The organism is Bacillus sp. 1780r2a1, from assembly GCA_024134725.1.
Taxonomy (GTDB): domain Bacteria; phylum Bacillota; class Bacilli; order Bacillales; family Bacillaceae_H; genus Priestia; species Priestia aryabhattai_A.
In genome coordinates this window covers 2390822-2409919 of sequence record CP099863.1, presented here as the reverse complement: position 1 = coordinate 2409919, position 19098 = coordinate 2390822, and the positions used below count along the sequence as shown (strand labels likewise).

8 protein-coding genes are annotated in these 19098 nt (G+C 42.1%); 6 read left to right on the top strand and 2 right to left on the bottom strand.

Annotated features, from left to right (window positions below):
- Nucleotides 1-27 precede the first annotated feature (27 nt).
- From NIZ91_12185 to NIZ91_12175, 3 genes are all read left to right on the top strand, one after another.
- Entirely contained in the window at nt 28-13518 is a 13491-nt protein-coding gene (locus NIZ91_12185; GenBank protein USY53516.1) for a tandem-95 repeat protein, read from the top strand.
- A 66-nt stretch (nt 13519-13584) separates the two neighbouring features.
- Complete coding sequence (locus NIZ91_12180; GenBank protein USY53515.1) at nt 13585-14088, top strand: GrpB family protein; 504 nt, start codon at nt 13585-13587, stop codon at nt 14086-14088.
- 74 nt (nt 14089-14162) lie between these two features.
- Nucleotides 14163-15107, top strand: coding sequence for an alpha/beta fold hydrolase (locus tag NIZ91_12175; protein ID USY53514.1), 945 nt, complete (start codon nt 14163-14165; stop codon nt 15105-15107).
- A 36-nt stretch (nt 15108-15143) separates the two neighbouring features.
- Here NIZ91_12175 and NIZ91_12170 read toward each other — a convergent pair whose 3' ends face one another.
- Nucleotides 15144-15311, bottom strand: coding sequence for a YflJ family protein (locus tag NIZ91_12170; protein USY53513.1), 168 nt, complete (start codon nt 15309-15311; stop codon nt 15144-15146).
- 391 nt (nt 15312-15702) lie between these two features.
- Here NIZ91_12170 and NIZ91_12165 point away from each other — a divergent pair, with 391 nt between their 5' ends.
- Together NIZ91_12165 and NIZ91_12160 are read left to right on the top strand one after the other, a co-directional pair.
- Nucleotides 15703-17055 (top strand): copper amine oxidase, encoded by a 1353-nt coding sequence (locus NIZ91_12165; GenBank protein USY53512.1) that lies wholly within the window; start codon nt 15703-15705, stop codon nt 17053-17055.
- A gap of 74 nt (nt 17056-17129) precedes the next feature.
- Complete coding sequence (locus NIZ91_12160; protein ID USY53511.1) at nt 17130-18080, top strand: sortase; 951 nt, start codon at nt 17130-17132, stop codon at nt 18078-18080.
- Between the two features lie 208 nt (nt 18081-18288).
- On the opposite strand, the gene NIZ91_12155 is transcribed toward NIZ91_12160, so the two are convergent.
- A complete protein-coding gene (locus NIZ91_12155; GenBank protein USY53510.1) occupies nt 18289-18741 on the bottom strand; it encodes a GNAT family N-acetyltransferase in 453 nt (150 codons plus the stop codon).
- A gap of 91 nt (nt 18742-18832) precedes the next feature.
- Between NIZ91_12155 and NIZ91_12150 the strand changes: the two genes are divergently transcribed.
- A complete protein-coding gene (locus NIZ91_12150; GenBank protein ID USY53509.1) occupies nt 18833-19030 on the top strand; it encodes a hypothetical protein in 198 nt (65 codons plus the stop codon).
- Nucleotides 19031-19098 lie beyond the last annotated feature (68 nt).

The following is a 19098-nucleotide window of genomic DNA, read 5'->3' as shown; positions in this document are numbered from 1 at the left end:
GACTATTAAAAACGAGGTGAAGATACTGTGCCGTATATCAATCGATTTTTAGGAAGTGCAAACGGGGCGATTACATTTACCGGAAATACCTTTGGTCTCAGTAAGCAAAACAATGTCAATGCTCCAGGAACAGCGCATTCTATTGGCACCTTTTTTAGTGCTAACGCAAGCTCAGTGGATGGATCTTACCCCATCGGTACAACAGCTGACTGGCGGCAAAATGCTTCGAGTGCTATATTACGTTTACCTTCTACAACAACTAGAATTTTATATGCTGAACTAATTTGGGGTGGGCTGTATACGTCTACAGACGAAAACGTCAGCGCTTTTATTAATAATTCTATTACGTTTCGCACACCTTCAGGGAGCTTTACTATTAACCCTGACACTGCAACCCGTTCAACGCTAACTGCCTCTCCAAACCTCTTTTATGTACGAAGTGCTAACGTGACAAATTTAATAACAACCCCAGGTACGTATACAGCTTTGGGTGTGCCTGGTACGCAAGGAAACAGAGATAATACGCTAAACTCAGCAGGATGGACGTTAGCCGTTGTATACGAAGATCCATTGCAAAGGTCTCGAAATCTATCACTCTTTGTGGGAGCAGAGTTAACAAGCGGAACTGGAAGCACAACTGCAACTGTTTCAGGCTTTGGTACGCCTATCACCGGAACAGTAAATGGACGGTTATTAGTGAGTTCCATTGAAGGTGATTCTATTATAACGGGTGATCAGCTTTTATTTGGTCCAAATGCTTCCACACTTCAAGCAGTGTCTGGCCCTAATAATCCAATCACAAATTTCTTTGCATCTCAAATTAATAATGACGCAGGTATCCTTGATACGTCTGGTACGTTTGGGAATGTGAATCATCCTATTGGTACCAACATTTCAGGAGCTCGTCAAGGGTGGGATATAACGAATATTGATGTATCATCAAGGCTACAAAATAATCAATCGACTGCTGCTGTGCGAGGAAGCACCAACGGAGATACGTATGTTATTAATTCGTTGGGACTTCAAATCGATATTAATGCACCTGTCTTTACAATTAATAAAGCTGCGAGCGAATCTTCCGCAGGAACAGGTGAGCTTATTACGTATACTGTCACCGTTCAAAATACAGGAACAGCAGATGCTAATTTAGTCGTTGCAACAGATGCGCTGTCAGATGCGACAGATTTTGTTCCAAATAGCTTATTTATTAACGGAATACAACAGCAAAATATAAACATACAAAGTGGTATTTCACTTGGTACTGTTGGCATTAATGAGACTGTTACTTTAACCTATCAAGTTCAAGTTTCAGGGCCGTTAACAAACGTTTCTGAACTTTCCAATCAAGTATTTATTGAATATCAATTTGAAAGCACTCCAGGAAATACAATGATGGGGTCGTCTGCTTCCACAATAAATAGGGTGACAGCCATTAATACCCCCCCTACTGTTCCAGACTATACGATAACAAATCCTGAAGATATGCCCGCGGTTGGTCAAGTAATTGGAACGGACGTAGATGGAAATCCGTTAACGTACCAGTTGGAAGCTGCGCCTGCAAATGGAAACGTAAGTGTTAATCCGAATGGTCAGTTTGTCTATACCCCAAATGAAAATTTTAATGGGACGGACACCTTCACAGTACTTGTAAGCGATGGTCAAGGAGGCACTGCTATCTCAACGGTTACAATCATTATTACTCCGGTAAATGATGGTCCAGTCACTCAAAATTACTCTGTTCAAACAACGGAGGATACGCCGCTAACAGGCCAGGTATTTGCAACTGATGCAGATGGGAATCTGTTGACGTTTAGCCTGAAAGATGCACCTATAAATGGAATAGCCATAGTCAATGAGGATGGCACTTACACCTATACGCCAAATCCAAATTTTAGCGGAACGGATCAGTTTACGGTGTTAGTAAATGATGGGCAAGGAGGCACAGCGTTTTCAATCATAACGGTTACAGTGACACCGGTAAATGACCCTCCTGTAGTACCAGACTATGCGTTTACAACGCAAGAGGATGCATCCGTTGTCGGAGCCGTTGTTGCTGTTGATCCTGACCAAAATCTGCTGAGCTATTTTTTGCAAGCGGCTCCTGCAAATGGAATAGCCGCAGTGAATGTAAACGGTACGTTCATTTATACGCCAAATCCAAATTTTAACGGAACTGACGTATTTACAGTATTAGTAAGCGATGGGCAAGGAGGTACAGCAATTTCAACCGTTACAATTACTGTGTTACCGATTAACGATCCACCAATAACCGGTAACTTATCATTTGTCATTAATGAAGATACCACGTTATTCAATCGCGTCACTGCGACTGATCCAGATGGCAACCCGTTGACATTTAGCTTGCAAAACGCACCGACAAACGGAGTAGTTGGCGTGAACACCGACGGAACGTTTACGTACACACCAAATCTCAATTTTAATGGAATCGACGTATTTACAGTATTAGTAAGTGACGGTCAAGGAGGTGCAGCGACTTCAACTGTTGCGATTACAGTTCGACCAGTAAATGACCCACCAACAGTACCGAACTACGCGTTTACAACGCAGGAAGATGCAGCGGTAGTTGGAACAATTGTGGGAAATGATGTTGAAGGAAACCCATTAACGTATTCTCTTCAAACTCAAGCGTCTAACGGTGTAGCAATAGTAAACGGTGATGGCACGTTTACGTATACGCCAAATGTTAATTTTAACGGCACAGATGTATTTAGAGTGTTAGTAAGCGATGATCAAGGAGGAACAGCGGTCTCAACGGTTACAATTTCTGTGTTATCTGTAAACGATCCACCTATAACAGGTGACTTATTTTTTACTATTGCTGAGGACAGTACCTTAGCAGGTCAAGTAACGGCAACAGATGTTGAAGGAAGTTCACTAACGTATAGTTTGCAAAATTCTTCTGTAAACGGAACAACGATAGTTAATGAAGATGGCACGTTTACGTATGTACCAAATCTAAACTATAACGGTAGTGATCAGTTTACGGTACTAGTAAGCGATGGGCAGGGAGGCACAGCAGTTTCAACGGTCAACATTATAATTAATCCAGTAAATGATGGGCCGGTGATTCCAAACTATTCGTTTTCAACTCAAGAAGATGCAGCAATTGTAGCCAACGTTGTCGCAACAGATGCAGAAGGAAATCCGCTGATGTATACGCTTCAAACTCAGGCGGCAAACGGAGTGGCTATAGTAAACGCAGATGGCACGTTTACGTATACGCCAAACCCCAATTTTAACGGCACAGATGTGTTTACGGTGTTGGTAAGTGATGGTCAAGGAGGCACGGCAGTCTCAACGGTCACTATTACCGTGTTACCAGTGAACGACCCGCCGGTTACATCAGACTTAACATTTACTATCAATGAGGATACGACGCTGTCTAGTCAAGTTGTGGGATTTGACCCAGAGGGGAATTCACTAATTTATACGTTGCAAAATCCAGCTGTAAACGGATCAGCAATTGTAAATGCGGATGGTACGTTTACGTATACACCGAATCTCAATTTTAATGGCACAGATGTGTTTACGGTGTTGGTAAGCGATGGTCAAGGAGGTACAGCAGTTTCGACAGTTAATATTACAATCGTGCCCGTGAATGATCCGCCAACCGTACCAGATTATACATTCTCCACGCAGGAAGACGCTTCCGTTACGGGTGTAGTTGCGGGTGTTGACGAGGATGGAAATCTCCTGGCGTATACGCTTCAAACCCAGGCAGCGAACGGAGTAGCTGTGGTAAACGCAGATGGCACGTTTACGTATACACCGAACCAGAATTTTAACGGCACAGATGTGTTTACAGTGTTAGTAAGTGACGGTGAGGGAGGCACGGCAGTTTCAACGGTCACCATTAACGTATTCCCGGTAAACGATCCGCCTATCACGTCAGATTTAACGTTTACCATCAATGAGGATACGACGCTGTTGAGTCAAGTTGTTGGGTTTGATCCAGAGGGAAATTCGCTAATTTATACGTTACAAAATCCCGCTCTAAATGGAACGGCTGTGGTAAACGCGGATGGCACGTTTACGTACACGCCAAATCAGAATTTTAACGGAATAGATGTGTTTACGGTGTTGGTAAGCGATGGTCAAGGAGGTACAGCAGTTTCGACAGTTAATATTACAATCGTGCCCGTGAATGATCCGCCAACCGTACCAGATTATACATTCTCCACGCAGGAAGACGCTTCCGTTACGGGTGTGATTGTGGGTGTTGATGTGGACGAAAATCCACTAACCTATACGCTTCAAACCCAGGCAGCGAACGGAGTGGCTGTCGTCAATGCGGACGGAACGTTTACGTACACGCCAAATCAGAATTTTAACGGAATAGATGTGTTTACGGTGTTGGTAAGCGATGGTCAAGGAGGTACAGCAGTTTCGACAGTAACAATTAACGTGCTACCAGTCAATGATTCGCCTGTTACATCTGATTTATTTTTTACTATTGCAGAAGATACAGGAATATCGAGTCAAGTCGTGGCTTTTGACGCGGAAGGAAATCCGTTAATCTATGCGTTACAAAATCCCGCTCTAAATGGAACGGCTGTGGTAAACGCGGATGGCACGTTTACGTACACGCCAAATCAGAATTTTAACGGCACAGATGTGTTTACGGTGTTAGTAAGCGACGGTGAGGGAGGATCGGCAGTTTCGACAGTTAATATTACAATCGTGCCCGTAAATGATCCGCCAACCGTACCAGATTATACATTCTCTACGCAGGAAGACGCTTCCATTACAGGTGTGGTTGTGGGTGTTGATGAAGATGGAAATCCATTGACGTATACGCTTCAAACCCAGGCAGCAAACGGAGTGGCTGTGGTAAACGCGGATGGCACGTTTACGTACACGCCAAATCTAAATTCTAATGGAACAGATGTGTTTACAGTATTGCTAAGTGACGGTCAAGGAGGCACGGCAGTCTCAACGGTCACCATTACCGTGTTCCCGGTCAACGATCCGCCTATCACGTCAGACTTAACATTTACCATCAATGAGGATACGACGCTATCAAGTCAAGTTGTGGGGTTTGACCCAGAGGGTGGCTCGCTCACGTATACGCTCCAAACCCAGGCAGCGAACGGAGTGGCTGTGGTAAACACGGATGGCACGTTTACGTACACGCCAAATCAGAATTTTAACGGAACAGATGTATTTACCGTGCTAGTAAGTGATGATCAAGGAGGCACGGCGGTTTCAACAGCCAACGTTACAATCGTGCCCGTGAATGATCCGCCAACCGTACCAGATTATACATTCTCCACGCAGGAAGACGCTTCCGTTACGGGTGTGGTTGTAGGTGTTGATGTGGACGAAAATTCACTAACCTATACGCTTCAAACCCAGGCAGCGAACGGAGTGGCTGTGGTAAACGCGGATGGCACGTTTACGTACACGCCAAATCAGAATTTTAACGGAACAGATGTGTTTACGGTGTTGGTAAGCGATGGTCAAGAGGGAACCGCAGTTTCGACGATAACAATTAATGTTCAACCTGTAAACGATCCGCCAGTGACAGTAGATCTAGCATTTACAATCAATGAAGATACGATTCTTTCAAATCAAGTTCCTGCAAGTGACGCGGAAGGTGATCCTGTAACGTTTAGTTTGCAGAATACACCTGCAAATGGAACAGCGGTTGTTAATGCGGACGGAACGTTTACCTATACGCCAAATTTTAACTATAACGGAACGGATATATTTAGTGTTCTAGTGTCAGATAGTCAAGGAGGGACGGCGGTTTCAATCATTACGATTACTATTTTACCAGTGAATGATCCACCAATTGTCCAGGATGACACGATTACAACTACGGTAAATATCCCAATTTTCAGTGCGATACCAGCATCAGACCCAGAGGAGAATCCGTTAACCTATGCTATTAACCAGCCAGCATCTAATGGAGCAGTAGTACTCAACTCAGATGGCACTTATACCTACACGCCGAGTCCAGGGTATATTGGTGGAGATGTGTTTACGGTAGACGTTACCGACTCAGAAGGCGCAACAGTGTTGTCAACAATCACAGTAACCATTTTAGCTACAAATGGAAATACAGTAGCTCAGAATGCTCAGCTAACCACTCCTGAAGAAATTCCACTTCCCGGCCAAGTCGTAGCTACAAATGTATTTGGAAATGTGCTTGTTTATACTTTACAAGATCCACCTCTGTTTGGAACAGTAACCTTAAACAGTTCAACTGGAGAGTTTACGTATACACCTATTCAAAATTTTAATGGTAATGATGCCTTTACAGTATTTGTAACAGATAATGAAGGTGGAAACGCTGCTTCATCACAAGTGATTATTGTTACGCCGGTAAACGATGCACCAGTTGTGCCAAATTATCAAATTACCACTAATGAAGATACAGCAATTTCATCAAAAGTTATCGCAACTGACGTCGATGGAAATGTGCTGACGTATTCTCTGCTTGTTTCCCCAACAAGCGGAAGCGCCGTAGTTAATCCTGATGGTGTGTATACGTACACTCCCAATATTGATTTCAATGGAACAGATACATTTACAGTGCTTATAGATGATAATCAAGGAGGCACGGCAACCTCAATTATTACCGTTACAGTAGTGCCAGTAAATGACCCACCGGTTGGTCCGAATGATCTAAGCTTTACAACAAATGAAGATACGACGTTGTCTGGTCAGGTAATTGCAACAGACCCAGATGGAGAAGTGCTAACTTATACGCTGGAAGACGCGCCAACGAATGGCACAGCGGTTGTGAATGCAGACGGAACGTTTACGTATACGCCAAACCTAAACTACAATGGCATGGACTCCTTTACTGTTAGAATTAGTGATTCATCAGGTGCGTTCATTATTACGAACGTAATGGTGACTGTTATTCTGGTTAACGATCCACCAACCGTACCGAACTATGCGTACACCATCAATGAAGATACAGCTTTAAGCAGCGCAGTGGTAGGAACAGACTTAGACGGGAACCCCTTAACATATGAACTTGTAGCGCCCCCAACAAACGGGACCGTAGTTGTCGATGTAACTGGAACGTTTGTGTATACACCGAACCTGAACTTTAATGGAACAGATGCTTTTAACGTTTTAGTTGATGATGGTCAAGGTGGAACGGCAACCTCAATTATTACCGTTACGGTAGTGCCAGTAAATGACCCACCGGTTGGTCCGAATGATCTAAGCTTTACAACAAATGAAGATACGACGTTGTCTGGTCAGGTAATTGCAACAGACCCAGATGGAGAAGTACTAAGTTATACGCTAGAAGACGCGCCAACGAATGGCACAGCGGTTGTGAATGCAGACGGAACGTTTACGTATACGCCAAACCTAAACTACAATGGCGCAGATACATTTACGGTGCGAACTAGTGACCCAGCAGGTGTGTTTATTATTACTAATGTATTCGTAACGATAGTTCCAGTAAACGATCCACCAACCGTACCGAACTATGCGTACACCATCAATGAAGATACAGCTTTAAGCAGCGCAGTGGTAGGAACAGACTTAGACGGGAACCCCTTAACATATGAACTTGTAACGCCCCCAACAAACGGGACTTCAGTTGTTGATATTACGGGAACGTTTGTGTATACACCAAACCTAGACTTTAATGGAACAGATGCTTTTAGCGTTTTAGTCGATGACGGTCAAGGAGGCACGGCAACCTCAATTATTACCGTTACAGTAGTGCCAGTAAATGACCCACCGGTTGGTCCGAATGATCTAAGCTTTACAACAAATGAAGATACGACGTTGTCTGGTCAGGTAATTGCAACAGACCCAGATGGAGAAGTACTAAGTTATACGCTAGAAGACGCGCCAACGAATGGCACAGCGGTTGTGAATGCAGACGGAACGTTTACGTATACGCCAAACCTAAACTACAATGGCGCAGATACATTTACGGTGCGAACTAGTGACCCAGCAGGTGTGTTTATTATTACTAATGTATTCGTAACGATAGTTCCAGTAAACGATCCACCAACCGTACCGAACTATGCGTACACCATCAATGAAGATACAGCTTTAAGCAGCGCAGTGGTAGGAACAGACTTAGACGGGAACCCCTTAACATATGAACTCGTAACGCCCCCAACAAACGGGACCGTAGTTGTCGATGTAACTGGAACGTTTGTGTATACACCGAACCTGAACTTTAATGGAACAGATGCTTTTAACGTTTTAGTTGATGACGGTCAAGGTGGAACGGCAACCTCAATTATTACCGTTACGGTAGTGTCAGTGAATGACCCACCGGTTGGACCAAATGATTTAACTTTTACAACAAACGAAGATGCGACATTATCTGGTCAGATAATTGCAACAGACCCAGACGGAGAAGTGCTAACTTATACGCTGGAAGACGCGCCAACGAATGGCACAGCGGTTGTGAATGCAGACGGAACGTTTACGTATACGCCAAACCTTAACTATAACGGCATGGACTCTTTTACTGTTAGAATTAGTGATCCATCAGGTGTTTTCATTATTACGAACGTAATGGTGACTGTTATTCCGGTTAACGACCCACCAACGGTTCCGAACTATGCGTACACTATCAATGAAGATACGGTCTTAAATAGCACAGTTGTTGGCACAGATGAGGATGGAGATCCACTTACCTATTCACTTGCATCCCCGCCAGCAAATGGAATCGTACTTTTAAACGCAGATGGGACGTTTACCTATACGCCCACTGCTGATTTTTACGGTCAAGATAATTTCTTTGTGAACGTGCAAGATTCAAACGGTAGTACGGCTATCTCAGAAATTGTCATTACCGTTGTGCCTGTGAATGACCCACCAATCGCGCCAAACTTAATTACGGTTATAACGAATGAAGATACGGCGGTAAGTGGCGTTGTGAATGCGATTGATTCAGACGGAAATCCGCTTACGTATGTAATTGAAAATGTGCCAATAAACGGAGTAGCCGTAGTTAATTTAGATGGAACGTTTGTGTATACGCCAAACCCGAATTTTACTGGGACAGATACGTTTACTGTTCGAATTACAGATTCCTCAGGCGCGTTTATTATTGTTAACGTACAGGTGGTCGTAAATCCAGTAGAAGATGCGCCAACCGTTCCAGACTACCAGTTTAGTATTAATGAAGATACCGTGCTATCCAATCGAGTCGTTGGAACAGACGTAGATGGAGATCTGTTAACGTATAGCTTGCTTTCCCCACCTGTTAGTGGGATAGCTGTAGTAAATTCAGACGGAACGTTTACGTATACACCAAACCCCAACTTTAACGGTACGGATAACTTCTTTGTACTTGTAACCGACCCCAACGGAGGGCAGGCCGTGTCAACGATAATAATAAGCGTGTTACCGGTCAACGACCCACCTATTGCCCCAAATGTAATTGAGGTTGTAACCAATGAAGATACGCTGGTTACAAGCTCTGTAAACGCAGTGGACCCAGATGGAGAAGCGTTAATCTATACGCTTGAAGATGCTCCAACAAACGGAAATACAGTGGTAGATTTGCAGGGATCATTTTTATATACGCCGAATGCAAACTATACAGGAGCGGATACGTTTACCATTCGCGTAACGGATACTGCCGGAAACTTTATTATTGTAAATGTTAACGTCACGGTTGTACCAGTCAACGATCCACCAACTGTACCAAACTACCAGTATACCATTCTAGAGGATACGATTTTATTAAATCAAGTTGTAGCAACAGATGTGGATGGAAACCCGCTCACTTATTCATTAGCTTATCAGGGTAGTAATGGTGTAGCTACTGTAAATCCAGACGGAAGCTTCACGTATATTCCGAGCTTGAATTTTGTTGGCGAAGACAACTTTGGGGTAACAATTAGCGATGGGCAAGGAAGCATAGCTTTATCTGTCATTACCATTACGGTAACACCTGTAGACGACTCACCAATTGCGCCAAACGAAATCATGATTTCTACGCTAGAAGAAACGCCAGTTACAAGCCAAATTGTGGCGACAGATCCGGAAGGACTGCCACTGACGTATGCGATTGAAGACGTGCCCCTTAACGGTACGGTCACGATTGATAATAACGGAGTGTTTACGTATACACCAAATGAAAATTTCACGGGTGGAGATACGTTTACCGTTCGGATTACAGACTCGGGTGGTAATTTTATAATAACAAATATCTTGGTAACCGTCATACCTGTAGAACAGCCACCTATAGTGCCGAACTATTCAATTACGACGCTTCAAAATCAAACCGTCACAGGTCAAATTATGGGGATGGATCCCAATGGTGATCCAATTGTTTATAGTCTTGGTCAGCCTGCCTTGAATGGTACTGTAACAATAAGCTCAGATGGAACATTTATTTATACACCTAACACTGATTATGTAGGAAATGATTTATTTACAATAGTTCTAGAAGACACATTAGGATTAACCGCAACATCCATTGTTAATGTGACGGTGACGCCGATCAACCGTGCGCCAATCACAAATGATTTTACCATTGATACGCTTGAAAATACGCTGATAAACGGGCAAACGCCAGGGTTTGATCCGGATGGAAACCCAATCACGTATTCCGTATCAGGACCGCCATTTAACGGAACAGTGACAGTGGATAGCGTGACAGGTGCGTACACGTACACGCCAAATCCAGGCTTTGTCGGCGTAGACTCGTTTATTATTGAGCTTCAAGATACAGCAGGAGGCGTCGCTAACTCAGCAGCAACCGTTAATGTTATTAGCACAAATCGTCCTCCCACTGTGGATGATTTATCAATTTTGACCCAGCAAGGAACGCCAGCAACGGGGCAATTGATTGGAACGGACCCTGACGGAGACCCAATTCGCTTTAGGCTGAACTTGGCACCATTGTACGGTAGCGTTGTAGTCAACAGCAACGGTACTTTCACATACATTCCGAATATTGGGTATGTTGGAGATGATAACTTTTCTGTTATCGTTGAAGATACAAGAGGGGGTCAAGGATTCGGAACGGTAGATGTTATCGTTACACTACCAAACAATCCACCGTTTACGGTATTAGGAGAGAATATCACAACGTTTGTTAATCAGCCAGTGGATGGAGAGGTATCTGTCACCGATCCAGAAGGTAATATTGTCTCTTATCAACTGGGTGCGCCACCATTCAACGGTACGGCAGTTATTAATCAAGACGGCACGTTCACCTATGCACCGAATCTAGACTTCATTGGAGAAGATATATTTGATACTATCGTGAAGGACAGTAACGGTACACAGGGAATAGGTACGGTTATTGTGACAGTCTTAGCATCATCAAGCGCTATTTTAACAATGGATTCTGAGGTTTCTGGTGAATTCAACACCTTAATTGAGGGGCAAGTAATGGCATTCAGCACAACTGGTCTTCCATTACTGTATACGCTCCAAGCTCTTGCTCAAAACGGAGCGGTTGTGGTCAATGCGGATGGAACATACACATATCAACCAACGAATGGTTTCTTCGGTTTAGATGAGTTTACGGTGCTTATTACAGATTCTGAAGGAAATACAGCATCCTCAACGGTTGTAGTTGTCGTTCAAGGTCCTGTTAACGATCAGCCAATTGTTACGGATCAAACGATTCAAACCATTGAAGGTCAGCCTGTATCGGGTGAGGTCATTGCAACCGATCCAAACGGGCAACCGCTCACGTATACGCTACTTGGAAGCGGAGCAACCAATGGAGCTGTGGTGTTAAATCAAGATGGCACGTTCACGTATACGCCAAACGCGGGATTTGTTGGCAATGATGCGTTCAGCGTACTGCTAGAAAATCCACAGGGGTTAAACGCAACTACTACGGTTGCAGTTGTGGTAACATCATTATTAAATCAGGTTGTTGCAGAAAACCTTACGATTCGAACGTTACTTGACCAACCAGCAACAGGGCAAATAATCGCAAGAGATCAGCTGGGCAGACCGCTTGTGTACTCACTCAATATAAGTCCTTTATATGGAACAGCAGTAGTCAATCCAGATGGGTCCATTCTCTATACGCCAAATGCAGGGTTTAGCGGCCAAGATCAGTTTAGTGTACTCGTTGTAAATGACCAGGGAGATCAAGCCATATCCCAAGTAACAGTCGTTGTGGATAATCCAGCAAGCACAATTATCGTTCCAGATACAACCATTCAAACGGTCCACAATCAAAGTGTTCAAGGTATTGTATTAGCGAGTGATTCTCAAGGCAGACCGCTTCGTTACTCCCAAGGATCTATGCCAGAGAACGGGACGGTTGTGGTTAATCCAGACGGCACGTTTACGTACACGCCAAATCCCCAGTTCTTCGGAACGGATTCGTTTACGGTGTTTGTGCAAAATGATCGAGGAGACTCATCTTCAGGAGTAGTAAGAGTTGTTGTAGAAGAACTTCAAAGTGAAATCACAGTAGAGCCACTTACAGTTTCTGGACAGCAAAACCAGCCGGTTAGCGGTCAAGTGGTGGCAACTGATGCGCTGGGTCGACCGTTAACGTACGCTGTCAGCATCGGACCAGCAAATGGAACGCTTGTATTTAATCTGGACGGTACGTTTACGTACACGCCAAATCCAAACTTTGCAGGAATTGATAGCTTTACGGTAACTATCCGCAATGATTTAGGTGACTCAGTCACAGTGGTTGTATCAGTAGTCATTGCTGCTGCTGGCAGTCAAGTAACAGCAGAAGACCAAAGCGTCACAGTTGTCGCAGGTCAAGTGCTTCAAGGGCAAATTGTCGCAAGTGATTCACAGGACCGACCATTGACTTACGCTTTAGCAACTTCTCCGGCATCAGGAACAATTGTTGTAACGGCAAGCGGTGCGTATACGTACACGCCGAACCTTGGCTTTTTTGGAAGGGATCAGTTCACTGTAGTGGTACGCAATAATTTAGGGCAAGAAGCATTTTCGGTTGTGACCATAAACGTAACCCCATCACCTAACGTTATTACAGCAAATGATGTCACGCTACAAACAACGTCAGGAACACCTGTAAGTGGCTTATTTACAGCAAGTGATACCCAAGGCCGTCCGTTAACCTATACGATTCGTACAGTGCCAACAAGCGGTCGAGTAACACTAGGTGCAAATGGGCAATTTCTCTATACGCCAAATGAAAATTTTGTAGGAACAGACGCATTCTCTGTACTGATAGTTGATGATACAGGTGCAGCAACTACGGCAATCGCCACAATCATTGTCGGAGCAGTTCAACCAGATGCACCAATTATTAAAAATCAAACGTTTACGCTAAACGTTAATGAAATGATTGAAGCTCAGATTGTTGCCAGAGACCCACAAAGGTTACCACTTGTTTATAGAATTGTCACTCCACCGCAAAACGGAGTGGCGTCTATTGATCTAATAACGGGTGTTATCACGTATACGCCAAATTCAAACTTTTTAGGAACAGATTCGGTTGTGGTGAGCGTAACAAATAGTGCTGGTCAAACATCAACCGCAACAATTACCTTTACCGTTCAGCGCGGTATAAGTTTTAGATGTTCCATCATTTTCTAAAGAATTCTCAAAAATCCTTTTGTATAGTACGCTATACAAAAGGATTTTTTTAAGAGGAGGCTTATCATGAGAGAAATGAAAGTAGTACCTTACAAGCGAGAATGGAAGGATCAATATGAAGTAGAAAAGCAGTTAATAGAAGAAGTTTTCCAAGATGAAATTGTGGATATTCATCATATCGGCAGCACGTCCGTACCTGGATTAGCAGCAAAGCCAGTCATCGATATTTTGATAGAAGTCAAAAATATTGCGTTTATTCATACATATAATGATGAAATGATAAAAAGAGGCTACGAGTGTAAGGGAGAAAACGGCATAGAAGGAAGAAGGTATTTTCAAAAAGGAGGAGAAGATAGAACTCATCATGTTCACATGTATGAACAAGGCCATTCCGAAGTGGGTAGACATTTGAGATTTAGAGATTACCTAATTAAACACCCAGATGAGGCACAGGAGTACGCATGTTTAAAACAAGAGCTAGCTAAAAAGTATCAATACAGTCCAGCAGAATATGTAGAAGGAAAAACTTCTTTTATACAAATGATTAATCAGAAAGCGCTTAGAAAGTAAAGAGATTACCTTTTATCTCAAAACAAAATCGTGTAAAATAACCTTTGTTAGTAAAAGTGAAGGAGCGTGCACGCTTGAAACCCGTTATTAAACAAACTCAGGTTTCGAACAGCCGAAGAAGAAAAATGATATGGATTGGAAGCTTTTCGTTAATTTTGCTAGTGATTGTACTGTGTACAGCGATTTCAATTTATGTAGGGCTTAGCTTGACTAAAAAAGAGCGACAACCTGTAACAGAAAATCCAAGTACATATGGTTTAACATATCATGATGAGGTATTTACAAGCAGAGACGGAGAAACAGAGCTTAAAGGATGGATGATGGAGCCACAAAGCTCTCCGAAAGCTACTATTATTATGTCGCATGGCTACGGAGGAAATCGTCATGATGTAAATGGAGGCTTTCTTCCTTTAAGTAAAAGTTTAATAGAAGCTGGATACCGAGTGGTGACTTTTGATTTTCGAAATGCTGGAGAATCGGAAGGAGACCAAACAACAATTGGCGTAAAAGAGCAGTTGGATTTGCTTGGAGTTATTGATCAAGTGAAAGAAGAAACAGATGAACCCATTGTTTTATATGGAATTTCAATGGGAGCAGCAACATCACTACTAGCGGCTGGTCAAGAAGAAGCTGTTCAAGCAGTCATTGCTGATAGTCCGTTTAGTGATTTGAAAACCTATCTTCAAGATAATCTATCAGTATGGTCAAAACTTCCAGACTTTCCATTTACGCCGCTTACGCTCGCAACGGTTCCGTATATTGCTGATTTAAATCCTGACGATGCAAGCCCAATACAAGCAGTTGAAGATATTTATCCTCGTCCTATTTTATTTATCCACAGTAACGGAGATACATCTATTCCGTACACAGAAAGTCAAAAGATGGTCAAAACACATCCGGATGAATTTAAACTTTGGGTGCCTAAAGATGTGCCTCATGTAAAAGGGTATAGTGAGTATCCAAATGAATATGTAAAGCGGGTAACGGAGTTTCTAGATCAATCTTTATCTATGCAATAACAGCCTTTGAGCGAAAGCTCAAAGGCTGTTTCTTGTTTATTCAGATGGTAAAGGAGGTTTAATTGTGCCATCTTCTACGAGCTCAAGATAGAGATTACGAAGGATGTATGTTTTAAAAATTTCAAGCTTTCTTCCTTCAATCTTTGTAACGTTTACAGCTTTTAGCTCTTTAATAAACCAGCCTTTAGAATAAAGATGAGCCATATGAGTTCCCTCCGTAAGTAGAATAGAAATGCTTTTATTATCTATGCTGCGGAGTGCTTGAACTATGTGATAAGAAGCAGAAAAACTTTTTTTGAGAAAAAATGATCCAATTATCAACAGTGTGCGTTTATTTAGTAAGAACAACTTATTAAGAAATTTTTAAAAAGAAGGTGATCCAAACTGATAATGAATTCGTTAGGAAAATAGAGAGCGCACTTATGATGAAAAATAAAAAAAGTGTGATCTCAATTTAAACTTCATTCGTTAGGTAAGTAGCGAATATAGGTCACAGTCAAAAAAGAAAAAATTTTTTTAGAAAAAAGTGATCTAAGAATAAAAAAATTTCGTTAGAGAATGTAGAAAAAACAAAACTAGAGGAGAGTGTGTAAAAATGAAAATTAGCAAAAAATTAATAGCCCCGGTATTAGGTGCATCACTTCTTGTACCAACAATGGTAAGCGCAGCAGAACCAACACAAATGCAGCCGACAGTGGAGACTCCTGCAGCGGATTTACGTTCCACTCTTGATCAGCTACTGTCTGAACATTTCGTTTTAGCAGTAACTGCAATGACGAAAGCTTATGATGGTGCAGAAGATGCAAATGAAGCGTTTAAAGCACTAGATGAAAATGCGGCTGATATGACCCCAGCTATTGCATCTGTATATGGTGACGAAGGTGCGAAAGAATTTGAACGAATTTTCAGAGAACATAATAACTATACAGATGACCTTGTAAAAGCTGCGAAAGAAAAAGATGAAAGTGCCCGAGCAGAAGCTGAAAAAGAGGTACAGGAATTTGTTGATGAATTCTCAGCTTTCTTAGGAACAGCAACGGAAGGTAAACTTCCTGAAGAAACAGCGAAAGAAGCAGTAAGACTTCACGAAAATCAAGTTTTAGAAACATTTGACGATTATGTTGAAGGAGACTATGAAGGCGCTTACCAGTCTTTCCGTGAAGGATTTAAGCATATGTATGTCATTAGCGATGCTTTATCAAATGCAATCGTTACACAAATGCCTGAAAAGTTCGAGAACTCAAAATCAGATACGCCAGCAGCAGATTTACGTTCTACGTTAAACAGCTTAGCTTCAGAGCATTTTGCCCTAGCAGCAATTGGTATGCAAAAAGGATTTGACGGTGCAGCAGACTATGATTTTGTAAACTGGGCTGAAGACGCACATACTGCGGACTTCAAAGCAGCTATTGCATCTATTTATGGAGATGAAGGAGCTGCACAGTTTGAAAAGATTTGGCAAGGAGACCACATTAACGCACAAGCAGAGCTTGCTAGTGCAAAAGTGAAAGGTGATAAAGAAGCAGAAGCAGCAGCTCAAGAAAAATTGAAAAAATTTGCTGATGAATTTGGAGCGTTTTTAGGAGCTGCAACTGAAGAAAACCTACCATCTGGCGCAGCGAAAGATGCTGTATTAGCACATGAGCAAACGGTGATTAAAGCGTTTGAACAATATGCTTCAGGTAACTATAACGGAAGTTATGATACATTTCGTGAAGGGTATAAGCTAATGTTTGGTGTTGGTCAAGCGCTTGGTGATGCAATCGTTAAGCAATCACCAGACCAATTTGCAGAGACAAAAATGCCAACAGATATGCCGAAAACTGGTTTGGGTGGAGCTTCTGAATCTACAACCAATCCATTAACAATCGTATGGACAGCACTAGGAGCTTTAGCAGCATTAACAGCAGCTGTAGTTGTTCGTCGAAAAGTGCAAGCAAGTAAATAAGCCATAAAGAGAAGAGAAGAGGGAGCAATCTCTCTTCTTTTCGCCATTGTGTAATAGAATCGAGGTGGAAGCAGATGAGAAAAGCAATTATTACTGCATATATTCTTTTATTTGCATTATTAGCAATTGGTGGTACCCTTTATGTGAAAGAAATTCTTGCTCAAGCAGAAGAAGCAACAGGTGAAGGTTCTCTCAGTAAAGAAAGCAAAGAAGATCTAAAGAGTAAAGTGACGCTTCAAGAAGAGTTCACCGTCATGAAATCTCATAAGACAGATCCTTCAAAATTAAATCAACGGTTTAAAGGAGTTACTCCTACTCAAGTCACTATTCCTGCTATTAATGTGGAAGCCTCGATTGAACGGGTAGGATTACTAGATAGCGGAGAAATGGCAGCCCCATCAACTGAAGACGGTGTCGCGTGGTATGAACTAGGAGCAAAGCCAGGTGCTAAAGGGAATGCAGTACTAGCAGGACATGTTGACAGTAAAAGCGGTCCAGCCATTTTTTATAACTTAAAAAATCTCAAAAAAGGTGACAAAGTGCAAGTAACAGGTGAGCGAGGAACAAAGCTGATCTTCATTGTAAAAAAGATTCAAAGCTATCCGAGAAGCGAGGCACCTCTAAACGATATCTTTGGCTACAGTGATGGTCGAAGCCTCAATCTAATTACGTGTACGGGTACATTTGATCGTGCGGAAGGTACGCATGAAGAGCGGTTAGTTGTTTATACAGAGCTTATAGAAAAGCAAGCGAAAGAATTAGAATCAGAGCCGCCTACTCCTACTGCGCCTACTAATATACAAATAGCAGGTAACTTTATTTCTTGGCATGCGGTTCGTGAAGGAAATGTTATTGGGTATCGTATTTATAAAAAGGAACAAGATGGTTCATTTGTTCATATCGGTAGTGTTTCAGAGCATGAGAGAAAAACGTTTGAAGATGAAAATACAAAAGGAGCTCGTTATTATGTGACGGCTGTAAATGAGTATGGCAAAGAGTCTGTTCCTTCTACGTTAGCAAAATAGCAAAAGAAGTTGGAATACAGTCTTTTCGTTAATAATCTATCCGAACTATTGAGGGTTAGTTCCCTTATAGTTCGGATTTTTGTTGATCTAGCAAATCATTAAAAACTAGCGGAATGTAGGGGGAGATATTCGATGCCTGCCGGAACTAGAGGAAAGTTTGTGTCTGAAGTGCAATGAAACGAACGTATTTTGACAACCTAACTATTCTTTATATGAGTGATTTCGTCATATAGTAATTTGTAAACGCAATCTCTTGCACTTTTTTTTGCTGCTTTTTAACAATACGAAAACCTTGTGCTTCAAAAAATGGTTCTGCTGTAATGCTAGCTTCTGTTTGGAGAGCAGTGAGGCCAAGCGTATAGGCTCTTGCTTCTACGGCTTTTAACAGCGCAGAAGCAATGCCTTGGCGTTGAAAATTTTTATGTGTATATAGTAAATCAATCAAACCATCATCTTTCATGGTAATAAATCCAACGATATAGGATTGAATAGTGGCAACAAGCGTAACGTTATGTTCTAAGCGGTTTATCCACCCTGCTTGACCAGACCAAATATCAAGCTGTTCGGTTGAATAATGCTCGCGATTAACTGTTTTAATGGTTTGTTGAAACAAATTCAATAACATATCTGCATCAGCTTTTGCATAACTTCGAATAATCATAGTAACGCTCCTTTACACCAAATTGAAAACTGGAGGATAGTAATGTAGTATAGAGCTTATGTATAGGTATGTATGGAAGGGGTTGAAAACAATGGCCATTTTAGCATTTATTCCTATTTTAATCTACATTGCAATTTTTGCAACATTAGCGTATTTAATCGTTTCTTTTATTAGCTTTATGAAAACAAAAACAGAAAATGATCGTGCGCTACTAGAAGCAATGCATCAGCTTATTAAGCGAGTTGAGTCGCTGGAAGCAGCGAAAGTAAAAGAAGAGAAAGTAAATTAAACGGGTTAAGAAGCGTATTGGAATTCTGTACGCTTTTTTAGGTTTCGCTCTGCACTTTTAATTATCTT